12 protein-coding genes are annotated in these 12,845 nt (G+C 73.3%); 6 read left to right on the top strand and 6 right to left on the bottom strand.

Annotated elements, in window-relative coordinates; all coding sequences use genetic code 11:
- Window positions 1–43: 43 nt before the first annotated feature.
- The 3 genes from Sco07f_RS02935 to Sco07f_RS02925 are packed head-to-tail and all read right to left on the bottom strand — an operon-like array spanning window position 44 to window position 3,200.
- Window positions 44–907, bottom strand: coding sequence for a carbohydrate ABC transporter permease (locus Sco07f_RS02935; protein ID WP_042826065.1), 864 nt, complete (start codon window positions 905–907; stop codon window positions 44–46).
- The gene (locus Sco07f_RS02930) at window positions 904–1,845 is read right to left on the bottom strand and encodes a carbohydrate ABC transporter permease (RefSeq protein ID WP_042826066.1); all 942 of its coding nucleotides are present in this window, start codon (window positions 1,843–1,845) and stop codon (window positions 904–906) included. The genes Sco07f_RS02935 and Sco07f_RS02930 overlap by 4 nt, the downstream gene beginning before the upstream one ends.
- Complete coding sequence (locus Sco07f_RS02925) at window positions 1,842–3,200, bottom strand: extracellular solute-binding protein (RefSeq protein ID WP_108987078.1); 1,359 nt, start codon at window positions 3,198–3,200, stop codon at window positions 1,842–1,844. The genes Sco07f_RS02930 and Sco07f_RS02925 overlap by 4 nt, the downstream gene beginning before the upstream one ends.
- A gap of 304 nt (window positions 3,201–3,504) precedes the next feature.
- Between Sco07f_RS02925 and Sco07f_RS02920 the strand changes: the two genes are divergently transcribed.
- From Sco07f_RS02920 to Sco07f_RS02905, 4 genes are all read left to right on the top strand, one after another.
- Complete coding sequence (locus Sco07f_RS02920) at window positions 3,505–4,062, top strand: toxin (RefSeq protein WP_108986838.1); 558 nt, start codon at window positions 3,505–3,507, stop codon at window positions 4,060–4,062.
- Window positions 4,059–5,243 carry an MAB_1171c family putative transporter gene (locus Sco07f_RS02915; RefSeq protein WP_108986837.1) on the top strand — a complete coding sequence of 395 codons (1,185 nt, stop codon included), beginning with the start codon at window positions 4,059–4,061 and terminating at the stop codon, window positions 5,241–5,243. The genes Sco07f_RS02920 and Sco07f_RS02915 overlap by 4 nt, the downstream gene beginning before the upstream one ends.
- Before the next feature lie 94 nt (window positions 5,244–5,337).
- Window positions 5,338–6,549, top strand: a complete 1,212-nt coding sequence (locus Sco07f_RS02910) for an MAB_1171c family putative transporter (RefSeq protein ID WP_007449324.1) — start codon at window positions 5,338–5,340, stop codon at window positions 6,547–6,549.
- Entirely contained in the window at window positions 6,539–7,945 is a 1,407-nt protein-coding gene (locus Sco07f_RS02905; protein WP_108986836.1) for an FAD-dependent oxidoreductase, read from the top strand. The genes Sco07f_RS02910 and Sco07f_RS02905 overlap by 11 nt, the downstream gene beginning before the upstream one ends.
- Window positions 7,946–8,052: 107 nt before the next feature.
- On the opposite strand, the gene Sco07f_RS02900 is transcribed toward Sco07f_RS02905, so the two are convergent.
- Both Sco07f_RS02900 and Sco07f_RS02895 read right to left on the bottom strand, forming a co-directional pair.
- On the bottom strand, window positions 8,053–8,913 hold the full coding sequence (locus tag Sco07f_RS02900; RefSeq protein WP_108986835.1) for an SMP-30/gluconolactonase/LRE family protein: 861 nt from the start codon (window positions 8,911–8,913) through the stop codon (window positions 8,053–8,055).
- A complete protein-coding gene (locus Sco07f_RS02895; protein ID WP_054100581.1) occupies window positions 8,910–9,683 on the bottom strand; it encodes an IclR family transcriptional regulator in 774 nt (257 codons plus the stop codon). Before Sco07f_RS02895 ends, Sco07f_RS02900 begins: the two co-directional genes overlap by 4 nt.
- 99 nt (window positions 9,684–9,782) lie before the next feature.
- On the opposite strand from Sco07f_RS02895, the gene Sco07f_RS02890 reads away from it, so the two are divergent.
- Window positions 9,783–10,385, top strand: a complete 603-nt coding sequence (locus tag Sco07f_RS02890) for a hypothetical protein (protein ID WP_108986834.1) — start codon at window positions 9,783–9,785, stop codon at window positions 10,383–10,385.
- Window positions 10,386–10,427: 42 nt separating this feature from the next.
- Here Sco07f_RS02890 and Sco07f_RS02885 read toward each other — a convergent pair whose 3' ends face one another.
- The gene (locus Sco07f_RS02885; RefSeq protein ID WP_054100579.1) at window positions 10,428–11,135 is read right to left on the bottom strand and encodes a FadR/GntR family transcriptional regulator; all 708 of its coding nucleotides are present in this window, start codon (window positions 11,133–11,135) and stop codon (window positions 10,428–10,430) included.
- A 211-nt stretch (window positions 11,136–11,346) separates the two neighbouring features.
- Here Sco07f_RS02885 and Sco07f_RS02880 point away from each other — a divergent pair, with 211 nt between their 5' ends.
- The gene (locus Sco07f_RS02880) at window positions 11,347–12,762 is read left to right on the top strand and encodes an SLC13 family permease (protein ID WP_108986833.1); all 1,416 of its coding nucleotides are present in this window, start codon (window positions 11,347–11,349) and stop codon (window positions 12,760–12,762) included.
- Window positions 12,763–12,845: the final 83 nt, after the last annotated feature.

Genomic DNA, 12,845 nt, shown 5'->3' with positions numbered 1-12,845 from the left:
GGGGGTGACTTGTCCTCGTGAGGGCTCTCTGCGTGGGGGCTCTCTACTGGCCGGCCAGGCCCGTGTGGGCGACGCCCGCCACGATCTGGCGCTGGAAGAAGACGAAGACGACGATGAGCGGCAGGCCGGCCATCAGGCCGCCGGCCATGAGCTGGGCCCACTGGATGCCGTAGGAGTTCATGACGGTCGCGATGCCGTTGGGCATCGTCATCAGGTCGGGGTTGTTGGTGACCATGTAGGGCCACAGGAAGTTGTTCCAGGAGCTGATGAAGGTGAAGATGCCGACCGCCGCGAGCGAGGGGCGGGAGAGCGGCACGATGATCGTGAAGAAGACGCGCCAGCGGCCGGCGCCGTCGATGAAGGCGGCCTCCTCCAGCTCGCGGGGGATGCCCTGGAAGAACTTGTAGAGGATGTAGACCATAGCGGCGGGCGCGCACTGCGGCAGGATCATGCCCCAGTAGGTGTCGACCATCCCCATCTGCTGGACGGTGGTGAACAGCGGGACGCCGAGCACGGCCGGCGAGACCATGAGGCCGGCCATCACCACGCCCATCAGGACGCCCTTGCCGCGGAACTCGGTGCGGGCGAAGCCGTATCCGGCGAGCGCGGCGACCAGCAGCACGATCGTGGTCACGCACACGGACACGACCAGCGAGTTGACGAACCAGTTGGTGATGTTGCCGGTCTCGAAGAGGGCCGTCCAGGCCTGGCCGGTCCAGTCGTGCGGCAGCCAGTGCGTGGGCACCTCGACCGCCTCGGTCTCCGACTTGAGCGAGGTGAACAGCGCCCAGGCGAGCGGGGCGAGGAAGAGGGCGGAGACGGCGGTGCCGAGCAGGGTGAGCACGATCTGGCCGGGGGTCCACCCCCGGCGGGGGCGGGTGCGGACCGGTGGTGCGGCGGTGGTCATCGGCCGCCCTCCTCACGGTTGCGCAGCAGCCACATCCGGGCGAGGGCGACGGCCGCGATGAGCACGAAGAAGATGATGGAGATCGCGGAGGCGTAGCCCACGCGGTAGCTGGTGAAGCCCTGTTCGAGCGTGTACTGCACGAAGGTGCGCGTCGAGTTCTCCGGGCCGGGTCCGAAGTCCTGCATGACGACGGCCTGGTCGAAGACCTGGAGCGAGGCGAGGATCTGGAGGGCGACGACGAGGCCGGTGATGTTGCGCAGCATCGGCAGCGTGATGTGCAGGATGCGGTGCCAGGCGTTCGCGCCGTCCAGCTTGGCGGCCTCGTAGAGGTGGGCGGGGATGCCCTGGAGCGCGGCGAGGTAGAGCAGGAAGCTGAAGCCGACGGTCCACCACAGGGTGGTGATGACGACCGCGAGCATCGCGTACGACTTGTCGGTCAGCCAGGGCGTGTCGAGGCCGAAGACGTGATTGATCATGCCGGTGCCGGGGTTGAACAGCCACTGCCACAGGTTGGCGGCGACGGTGGACGGCAGCAGGAACGGCAGGAAGAAGCAGAGCCGCCACAGCCACTTGCCGCGCTCGATGTGGTGGGCCAGCATCGCGAGGAGGAGGGCGAGGACGGTGATGCAGGGCACGACGAGCAGCGTGAAGTACGCGCTGTGGCCGAGCGCGTCCCACATCAGGGGGTCCTTGAGGGCCTCGCGGTAGTTGTCGAGGCCGACGAAGTGCGCGCTGTCGCCGGAGATGTTGGCGTCGGTGAAGCTGAGGTAGAGGCCGCGCAGCAGCGGCCAGACCACGAAGAGGGCGAAGAGGGCGAGGAACGGGGCGACGAACCAGCCGCCGTGCTGGAAGCCCTGCCGGCGGCGGACGCCGGCGCTGTCGGCGGCGGTCGTCGCACGCGAAGGGCGGACGATCGTCTCGGCGCTGGTGGCGGTCATGCGGTGGCACCTCCCTGCGCGGCGGTGCGGCCGTCCATCGGGTTCTTCATGGCGAGCAGTTCGGCGAGGGTGCTCCTCATCCGGCGGGCGGCGGCCCCGGGCTTCGCGGAGCCCGTCGTCGAGGAGACGACGACCGGGCCGACGCGCTGGGCGAGGATGCCGGTGGAGCCGGCGAACCACACCTTGGGCTCGGTGGCCTGGTGGTCCATGGCGGAGACGTACTCGTTCTGCGGTCGCAGCTTCCGGTACGCGGCCGTGGACAGGGTCGGCGTGTGGGCGGGGATGTGGCCGCCGGCCGCCCACTGCCGGGCGTGCTGGACGACGTAGGCGGCGAGCCGGTGCGCGCCCTCGTTGGTGGCGCCGCCGCGGCCGGCCTGGTGCGGCAGGACGAAGGAGTGGGATTCGGCGTGGGTGGCCCGCCTGCCGAAGACGGGCGGCAGCGGGGTGGCGCCGTAGTCGAGCTTCGCGGCGTCGAAGACCGGCACGGACCAGTTGCCCTCCCAGGCGAAGGGGGCCCCGTTGACGAACTGTTCGGCGCCCGCGTTGCCGCCGAAGGAGGGGTCGGCGTAGCCGTCGGCGACGTGCTTGCGCAGGAACTCCAGGACCTGGACGGCCTTGTCGGTGTCGAAGGTGACGTCGGTCCTGGCGTCGTTGAACCAGGTGCCGCCGAGCTGGGTGTAGAAGGCGACGAAGAACCACCACTGGAAGTTCTGGTCGTTGTGCCACAGGCCGATGGTCTGCCGCCCCTTCGCAGTGGCCTTCCTGGCCTCCTTGAGGACGTCGAACCACTCCTCCGTGGAGGTGACCGGCACGATCCGCCCGTCTTCGCCGAGCAGCCCCGCCTTCTTCAGCACGTCCTTGCGGTAGAAGCAGAGCTGGACGTGGATGTCGAGCGGCAGGGCGTAGAGCTTGCCGTCGATGACGGCGCGCTTCCACAGCTCGGGGTTGAAGTCCTCCTCGCGCACGCCGTACTTGGCGAGCAGAACGGGGTCCCAGGGGTCGAGGAGGCGGCCGGGCGAGAAGCCGGTGACGCGGCCGAGGTGCATGACGCCGAGGTCGGGGGCGCGGTTGCCGGCCGCGGCCATGGCGAGTTTGGTGTAGAAGGGGCTGCCCCACTGGAGGGTGGAGTCCTCCACGTCGATGCCGGGGTTGTCCCTGCGGAAGGAGTCCAGCATCGCGATCATGTTGTAGCCGTCGCCGCCGCTGAAGAGGTTCCAGTAGCTCACCCGGGTGTCCGCGCCGGAGGCGAGCGCGTCGGCGCCGGTGCCGAGTCCCGCGAAGCCGAAGCTGCCCGCGACCGTCAGGCCGCCGGCCGCGGCCAGAAAGTGCCTGCGATTCAGGCCAGGTCGTCCCATGCCCTGCCCCATCTGTCGTCGTTCGCCGTTCGATGGTTGGTGGTCGGTGCTCGGTGATCCGTGATCCGTGATCCGTGATTGACGATCGATGGCGTTCGATATATCGGATGTCGCTCGTAACTTCGAACGGGAAACGTAGGTGGGAAGCGCTTTCACGTCAATGGCCTGGGCAGGATCGCGCGCAGGAGTTTCCCGGAGAGCGGAGAGACGGCCCCGGACCTGCCGCGGAACTGGCCCACAGGGCCCGGGTCTTGGCATATTGCTGGGGTGACCGGAGGACTGCCGGGGGGACGAGGAGACAGCGGTGCGTACCAGGAAGGAGATGCGGCGTCTCGCTGACGCCCTCACCGACCCCATCCGGGTGGCCGTGCCGGCCGATCCCGAAGTGCTGTTCGACGCACTCGTCGCCTCCGTCAGCGCGTGGCGGGGCCGGCAGGTGGTCGTGCACCGGGCGGCGTTCCCGCCGCACACCGCGAGCGGACTGTGGCTGGAGCGCGAGAGCCACGACGACGTGGTGGTGGACGAACGCGCGGCCGTCTGGCACCAGATCGTGATCCTCTGCCACGAGGTCTGGCACATGAGCCGCCGTCGGGCCGAGGCCGAGGCGGCGGAAAGAGCGGGGGCGGACGCCGGCACGCGGACCGGTGCCCGGCCCCGGCCGGTGGCCGCGCGCACCGACTTCTCCCTGGCCGAGGAGCAGGAGGCGGACCGCTTCGGCATGCTGATGGGCAGCCGGCTGCGCCCCTGGCTGGACGCCTCCACCGACTCGGTGTTCGCCGCGGAGGGCAGCGACCCGGCCAGTCCCCAGAGCCTCGCGGGACGCATCGGCGCCGCGCTCAACTACCGCGGGACGGCCGGATGAACAGCGTGATCAACTACCTGAGTTGCGCGGCGCTCTGGCTCGGTCTCGCGGTGAAGGCCCCCGACCTGCTGCGGCACCGGCACGATCCGTATCTGCGGGCCATCTGCGCGGTACTGGGACTGGCCGGGCTCTGTTTCCTGCTCGGGGCGCCGCCGACGGTCGGAGCCGTCAACCGGCTGAGCGGCGTGCCGAACCTCGCGGCGCCGCTCACCTACGCGGCGATCACCGGGTACTGCGCCGCCTCCCAGGTCCTCGTCGTCCACTGGCGCGGCGGCCCCCGGGTGCGGAGCACCGCCCGCCGGTGGACGCTCGCCTACGCCGCCGTGGTCCTCGGCATCGGGGTGGCCTTCGCCCTCGGCGACGCGCCCGTGGAGCGCCGCACCGACCTGGACACGTACTACGCGACGACCCCCTTCATCGCCGAGATGATCGTGCTGTACCTGGTCGCGCACCTGACCGCGGTGTCCGTCACGACCGTCTCCGCGCTGCGCTGGGCCCGGCAGGTGCGCGGCGGACTGCGGGCCGGGCTGCTGCTGCTCGGGGCCGGTTCGCTGTGCGGCGCCGGTTACAGCGTCGTCAAGCTCGTCGCGGTGGGTGCCCGCTGGTCCGGGCACGACTGGTCGGCGCTCGGCACCACCGTCTCCCCGGCCGCGGCCGGCCTGGGCGCCCTGCTGGTGGTCGTCGGGGTGCTGGTGCCGCTGGCGGTGTCGTGGGTGGGCGAGTGGCGGCGCGCGTCCCGCGCGTACGTCCGGCTCGAGCCGTTGGAGCGGGCCCTGGACGACCTGCTGGTCCGCCGGGCGCTGCGCCTGCCGCGCCCCCGGTTCGCCTCGCCCGCCACCCTCCTGATGTGGCGCCGGACGAGCATCCACAACGCGCTCGGGCATCTGGACGCGTACGGCGACCGGGACCTGTACGACCGGACCCGCGCCGACGCGCTGGCGGCGAAGGGGGACCCGGAACTGGCCGGGGCCACGGCCTGGGCCGCGGTGATCACCGACGCGCTGCGGCACGAGGCCGGACCCGGACGGGCGGCCCCGCCGGCCGCCGGCACCGTCCCGCCCCCCGCGGCGTCACCGGACCCGGCCATGCTGGCGCGGATCGCCGACGTGCTCGCCGGCACCGTGCGGGTACCGGGCGCCCCCGCCGTGCCGAGCGGCCGGGCCCCGGCGGGCACCGTATGACGGGCCGCGGGGTCTCGGCCGCCGTCGCGGGCGGCCGCGACGGCGAGCGGCACGGCCGCGACGGAGAAGGCCCGCACGAGAGGAGTGGTCGGACGTGAGTCTCGTCGTCTACCTGGCGGCACTGGTGTTCGGCATGACGTCCGTGCTGCTGTTCCGCCGCCCGCGCACCGCCATCCGCAATCCGCTGACCCTGTCCACCTGCGCGGCGATCGTCCTCGGTGCCCTGGTCTTCGTGTGCGCCGCCCCGGCCACCCTCGGCACCGTCAACGAACTCACCGGCGTCACCAACTTCGGCGCCCCGCTGACCTACGGCATGCTCTCCGCGTACAGCTGCGCGGTGCTGGTGCTGCTGATCAACTGGCGGGGCGGGCCCCGGCCGGTGGTGCGGCGCGCGGTGCTGCGCAGCATGGCCGCCTACGGTCTGCTGGTGGCCGCCATCGTCGTGCTGTTCCTGCTCGCCGACGCGGACACCGAGCGGCTGACCGACCTCGACACGTACTACGCAGGCACCCCGTTCATGCGGGAGATGATCCTGCTGTACCTGCTCGGGCACAGCGCGGCGATGCTGGTGATGTGCGCCGTGTGCGTCAAGTGGAGCCGTGAGGTGGGCGGTCTGCTGCGGGTCGGGCTGCGGCTCATCGTGCTGGGCGGGCTGCTGGACCTGGTGGGCTTCCAGCTCGCCAAGTACACGGCCGTGGTGGCCCGGTGGGCGGGGCACGACCTCGACTTCCTGTCCACCAGCGTGGCCCCGCCGATGGCGTCGCTGGCCGCGCTGGTGTGTTCCGTGGGGTTCGCGCTGCCCAGGCTGCTGCCGTCCGTGCTCGCGCACCGGCGGGGGCTGGACGACTACCGCCGGCTGGGGCCGCTGTGGGCCCTGGTGGAGTCGGTGTCCACCGCTCCCAAGCCACCGGCCGCCTGGTGGCAGCTCCCCCGGGCCCGGCTCCAGTGGCGCGAGGTCTCGATCCACGACGCCCTGCTCGCCCTGGCCCCGTACTTCGACCACCGGGTCCGTGAGCGGACCCGGGACGCCGCCCTGCGCGCGGGCCGCTCCGCGCACGAGGCCCGGCTGGCGGCGGAGGCGGCGATGCTCGCGGACGCGGCGCGCCGGGCCGCCGCCCACGAGGAGGCACCCGACGCCACCGGTTCCTACCGGCTGCACGCCACCGAGGTGCCCGGCCCGAGCGGGCTGGTGGAACTGTCCCAGGCACTGCGCCACCCGCCCGGCCGGGCCACCGCGCCCGGCGGCACGAGCCCGTCCTCCCTGACCGGAACCCTGACCGAACCCGAGGAGCCCCATGTCGCGTAGAGCCGTCGTCGTCGGTGCCGGACTGGCCGGGATGCTGACCGCGGCCGTACTGGCCGACGCGGGCGTGGAGGAGGTCGTGGTACTGGACCGCGACGAGCTGCCCGACGGGCCCCGTCAGCGCCGGGGGCTGCCCCAGGGGCGGCACGCGCACCTGCTGATGAGCGGCGGGCTGACCGCGATGGAGGAGATCGTGCCCGGCGTGAGCCTGCGCAAGCGGCTGCTCGCGGCCGGGGCGCACGAGGTGTCCCTCAGCTCGGGCATGCTGGCCCGCACTCCCGAGGGCTGGTTGCGCCGCTGGCGGCGCGAAGGTCCCATGATGCTCACCTGTACCCGGGCGCTGGTGGACTGGACGGTACGGGCCGCCGTGCTCGAACACCCGGCGGTCGAGGTGCGGCGGGCGGCCGCGACCGGCCTGACGGGGTCCGCGGGCCGGGTCCGGGGGGTGCGGATCTCGGGGCCGGACGGGGAGACGGACCTCGACGCCGACCTGGTCGTCGACGCGAGCGGACGCGGTACGCGCGTCGTCACCTGGCTGAACGGGATCGGAGTGTCCGGCGTCCGGACGCGGACCGTGGACTCGGGGCTGGTCAACGCCTCGCGCGTGTACCGGGTACCGGCCGGGGCCGAACGGTTCCCGCTGACCGTCGTGCACGCCGATCCGTACGTCTCCCGGCCGGGCCGGAGCGCCATGGTCATGCCGGTGGAGGGGGACCGCTGGCTGGTCAGCTGCGGCGGCACGCGCGGCGGTGAGCCGCCGGCCGACCCCGAGGGCTTCCTGCGATACACGCTCGGCCTGCCGGACCCGATCGTCGGCCGGCTGATCTCCGGCGCCGAACCGCTCACCGACGTGCATCTGAGCCGGTCCACCAGCAATGTGCGGCACTACCTGGACAAGGCGCCCCACTGGCCGGAGGGCCTCGTGGTCCTCGGCGACGCGCTCGGCACCTTCAACCCGGCCTACGGGCAGGGCATGTCGGTGGCCGCGTTCGGCGCCCGGATACTCGGCCGGGAGCTGGAGCGGGCCGGCGGTCTCGACGCGCCCGGCCTGGCCCGGAGGGTGCTGCGGGGCGCGGCGCGCCCGGTGGACGCCGCCTGGGCGATGGCCGTCGGGCAGGACGCCCTCTACCCCGAGACGCGCGGCGGCGGACGGCGGGGGCTCGCCGACCGGGCGGTGACGGCGTACACGCGGCGCATGACGAGGGCGGCCACCGGCAACTTCGCGGCGGCCTCGGCGCTCTGGGACGTCACCAGCATGCGCACCCCGCCGACCCGCATGTTCCACCCGTCGGCACTCCTGGCCGCCCTCGCCGGCCCCCCGCTCCCGCTCCTGCCCGGGCCGCCGCTGACCCCCGGCGAACGCGAGGTGCTCACCGGGCTCGACCGCACGGGCGGGTGACGGGACGGCCGTGCGCCACGGCGGAGGCACGGCCGTGCGCCACGGAGGGGGCGCGGTCGCCGCCCGCGCCGCTCACCCGGCGCCCCGCCGCACCGACCCCGCGCCGCTCATCCGGCGAACGCGGGCTGCGCCACCCCCCGTCCGGCCCCCGGCACCACCAGCAGCGAGCCCGCCAGCGGGTGCGGGGCCGGGAGGCCGACGCGGGCCGTGGTGAGGTACAGGTCGGTGAGGTCCGGGCCGCCGAAGGCGCAGGCCGTGACGCGGGGGACGGGGAGGGTGATCACCCGGTCCAGGTCGCCGGACGGGGTGTAGCGGCGTACCCCGCCGCCGTCCCACAGGGCCACCCACACACAGCCCTCGGCGTCGACGCACAGGCCGTCGGGGAAGCCCGCGCCGTCCTCGACGGTGGCCAGGGGGCGGCGGTTCGCGACCCGGCCGTCCCCCGCGACGTCGAACACGTCGATGCGGCGGGTCGGGGTGTCGACGTAGTACATCAGGCGGCCGTCGGGGCTCCAGCCGGTGCCGTTGCTCACCGTCACGTCGTCGAGGACGGTCTCGGCCGTGCCGTCGCCGGTGATCCGGGACAGCGTGCCCCCGCCGCGCGCCTCGTCGTAGCGCATGGTGCCCGCCCACAGGCTGCCGTCGGGGGCGACGGCGGCGTCGTTGCCGCGGCGGCCGGGGACGGGCTCGCGGTGCAGCCAGCGGAAGGTGCCGTCCGGGTCGAGCAGGCCGATCCCGTCCCGCAGGTTGAGGACCAGGCCGCCGCCCGCGCGGGGCTTGACCGCGCCCACGTGCTGGTCGGTGCGGCGCAGCGTGCGCCGGCCGGTGGCCGGGTCGTAGGTGTGGATCCGGGAGTTCAGGATGTCGAGCCACAGGAGCCGGTTCGTCGCCGGGTCCCAGGTGGGCCCCTCGCCGAGGGACGCCTCTTCGTGGACGGCCACCTCGAAGGCCGTGCCGACCGCCGTCATGCCGCGCTCCGGTGACCGAGCCGCTCGGAGAGGTCGGCCGCGCCCTTGACTGCCAGCTGCTCCAGCTCGGCCCGGCGCTCCTCGCTCCAGCGGATCATGGGCACGGAGATCGACAGCGCGGCGACGACGCGGCCGGTGCGGTCGCGGACCGGGGCGGCCACGCAGGACACGTCCGGGTTGGACTCACGGCTCTCCACCGCCGTACCGCGCTCGCGGATCGCGGCCAGGGCCTCGCGCAGGGCGGCCGGGTCGGTGATGCTGTTCGGCGTCATCGAGGTCAGCTCGGCACCGTCGGGGAAGCGCGCGGCGACCTCCGGCTCGGGCAGGGACGCGAGCAGCATCTTGCCGACGGACGTGCAGTGCGCGGGCAGCCGCCGTCCGGCCGCGGAGACCATGCGCACCGCGTGCGTGGAGTCGACCTTGGCGATGTAGATGACGTCGGTGTCCTCCAGGATCGCCACGTGCACCGTCTCGTCGCAGGTCTCGGCGACGGTCCTGGCGACCTGCTGGCCCTCGGCGGCGAGGTCGAGGTGCTCGGCGTAGCGGGCGCCGAGCTGGTACGGACGCACACCGAGCCGGTACCGTCCGGACTGCCCGGCGACCGGGACGATGTACTTGCGGGCGGCGAGCGTGGTGACCAGCTCGTGCACCGTGGTGCGCGGCAGCTGGAGCCGGCGCACGATGTCGGGGGCGGAGAGCGTGCCGTCCCCGTCGAGGAAGAGCTCCAGTATGTCGAGAGCCCGGGTCACGGCCGGCACGAGGCGTCCCATGTCCAGCCCCCTCCCTAGGTGTGTTCGAGATTTCAACAGTCGGTCGGAATAACGAACACAGGCTACTCACATCGCGTTTGCCTGGGCAATGGCCGGGTGATGATGGTTGTCATGCCGACCGGAAAGCGGCCCGCGGGCCCGTTCACGCCGCGCGACTTCCAGCTGGTCCTGCTGCGCCGCATGGCCGACCACAACCCCGGCCCGGTCGAGGACGCCCGCCGCGAGCTGGGCGCCTCGGTCGCGGACATGCGCGAGGCCAACAGGCGCTGGCAGGCGATGCTGCGCTCCCCCGGGTCCCGCTCGGCCACCACTCGGTACCGCTCCGTCCTCGGCGAGCCGGAGTCGGTGGCGCCGCGCCGGATCGGCGACCTGGAGTGCGAGGCCCGGCGGTGGGCGCTGCCCCTGTGGCCGGACCTGCGCTTCGAGGTGCTGGTCGCCGGCAGGGGCGTGGTCTGGAACGAGTGGCTGGTGCGCGCCCCCGGCGCTCCGGCGCCCGAGCTGCGCACCCTGGACGACCTCACGCCCTGGTCCTGCACGGTCGACGAGGCGGCCCGCGCCTTCGCCCCCGCCCGGCCGCTCCAGGGCTCGGCCCCGACCAGATGGGGGCTGGCCTTCACCGCCCCGGACCGGGACGGCGTACGGCACGAGGTGGTCGCGGAGTTCACCTGGGGGCTGCTCCAGCGCACGGCCGTCGGCGGGTGACGCGGGACCGGCGGGCCGGGGACGGAGCCGTACCCGGCCGGGTCAGCGCTCGTCCTCCGGGTCCCAGTCCAGCAGCCGGACCTTGGCGACCGTGCGGACGTGGCGGCGCATCGCGGCGGCGGCCTGCCGGGGCTCCCCGGCTGCCACGGCGTCCAGGATCGCCCGGTGCTGGGCCAGGGAGCGGCCGGGGCGGCCGGGCTGACGCAGGGACTCGGTGCGGCTCTCGGCGATCTGGTGGGCGATGGAGCGCATGAACTCGGCGAGCAGGCTGCTGTGCGCCGCCGCCGTCACCGCCGCGTGGAACAGCCGGTCGCCCTCGACGCCGTGCCCGTCCCGGTCGATCTCCTCGGCCATCACCGCCAGCGCGGACCGCATCGCCGCGAGGTCGTCCTCCGTGCGGCGCTCGGCGGCCAGTTCGGCGAGTTTCGTCTCCAGCGCCTCGCGGGCCTCCAGGACGTCCGGGAGGCGCCGGCGGCGTTCGACCATCTTCTCGACCGGTTCGACGTCGAGGCTGTCGCGGACCAGATAGGTCCCGCCGCCGTGCCGCGCCTCCACCAGGCCCTGCACCTCCAGGACCACGATCGCCTGCTTCACCGAGGCGCGGCTGACACCGAGGCGCTGGGCGAGGTCCCGTTCGGGCGGAAGGCGGTCGCCGGCCCGCAGGCCGCCGTCGGCGACGTACTGGCGCAGCCGCTCCAGCACCTGTTCGTACAGGCGCTGCTTGGTCATGGGCCGCAGGGCGTCGGTCATGAGATCCCCCTCTCGCCGGGAGCGTAGCACCGGGCGAGGAGGTGGCCCGGTGGCCGAGTGGCTGAGCCAATTGTTGCGCGACCCCTTGACGCCGGCTCCCGCCGGGCCCACGCTGACCAGCCAACCGCACCATTCCAAGTGGCTCAGCCACTCAGCCACTCCGCTCAGCCACTCCACATCGGCAGTCAGGTCAGCACTCGGGAGCCCCCGCATGTCCCCCGAACTCATCTCGATCCTCGTCCTCGTCGTGGTGTTCGTCATCGCCACCACCCGCTCCGTCAACATGGGCGCACTCGCCTTCGCCGCCGCGTTCGGGGTGGGCACGCTCGTCGCCGACCTCGACGCGGACGGCATCTTCGCCGGCTTCCCCGGCGACCTGTTCGTCGTCCTCGTCGGCGTCACCTACCTGTTCGCCATCGCCCGGGCCAACGGCACCACCGACTGGCTGGTGCACGCGGCCGTACGGCTGGTGCGGGGGCGGGTCGCGCTGATCCCGTGGGTGATGTTCGCGCTCACCGGCGCGCTCACCGCGATCGGCGCGGTCAGCCCGGCCGCGGTCGCGATCGTCGCGCCGATCGCCCTGAGCTTCGCCACCCGGTACTCGATCAGCCCGCTGCTGATGGGCACGATGGTGGTGCACGGCGCGCAGGCCGGCGGCTTCTCGCCGATCAGCATCTATGGCTCGATCGTCAACGGCATCGTGGAGCGCGAGAACCTCCCCGGCAGCGAGGTCGGCCTGTTCCTCGCCTCCCTCGTCGCCAACCTCCTCATCGCGGCCGTGCTGTTCGCGCTGCTCGGCGGGCGGAAGCTGTGGGCGCGCGGTGCGGTGACGCCGGACGACGACGGTGGCCCCGGCAAGGGCGGCACGGAGCACACGGGCTCGGGCACCGGCGCAGGCACGGGCACGGGTACGGGTACGGGTACGGGCACGGGTACGGGTACCGCTCCGGGCGCCGGCGGCACCGCCCCCGCCGCCGTGGCCGTCCGCCCCGACCAGGGGACCGGCGGCGCCGAGGGCACCGGCATCCGCCTCAACCCCGCCCGCACCGCCACCCTGGTCGCGCTGGTCGCCCTGGTCGTGGCCGTGCTCGGCTTCGACCTGGACGCGGGCCTGACCGCGGTCACCCTCGCCGTCGTGCTGAGCACCGCCTGGCCGGACGACAGCCGCCGCGCGGTCGGCGAGATCGCCTGGTCCACGGTGCTGCTGATCTGCGGCGTCCTCACCTACGTCGGCGTACTCGAGGAGATGGGCACCATCACCTGGGCCGGTGAGGGCGTCGGCGGCATCGGCGTCCCGCTGCTGGCCGCCGTACTGCTCTGCTACATCGGCGCGATCGTGTCGGCGTTCGCGTCCTCCGTGGGCATCATGGGCGCGCTGATCCCGCTGGCGGTGCCGTTCCTCGCGCAGGGCGAGATCGGGGCGGTCGGCATGATCGCGGCGCTCGCGGTGTCGGCGACGGTGGTGGACGTCAGCCCCTTCTCGACCAACGGCGCGCTGGTACTGGCCGCGGCCCCGGACGTGGACCGGGACCGCTTCTTCCGCCAGCTGATGATCTACGGCGGGATCGTGGTCGCGGCCGTGCCCGCGCTGGCCTGGCTCGTACTGGTCGTGCCCGGCTTCGGGTAGACCCACCTCGGAACACCGGCACGTCCGGCAGCCTCGAACGACGGCTCACGGGCGGCAGCCATCCCGGCAACAGCTAAGGAGTA

This window comes from Streptomyces coelicoflavus (genome assembly GCF_003112555.1).
In the GTDB taxonomy this organism is placed as follows: Bacteria; Actinomycetota; Actinomycetes; order Streptomycetales; family Streptomycetaceae; genus Streptomyces; species Streptomyces coelicoflavus.
Note: the sequence above shows the minus strand (reverse complement) of the source record. Positions and strands in the feature narration are given on the sequence as shown.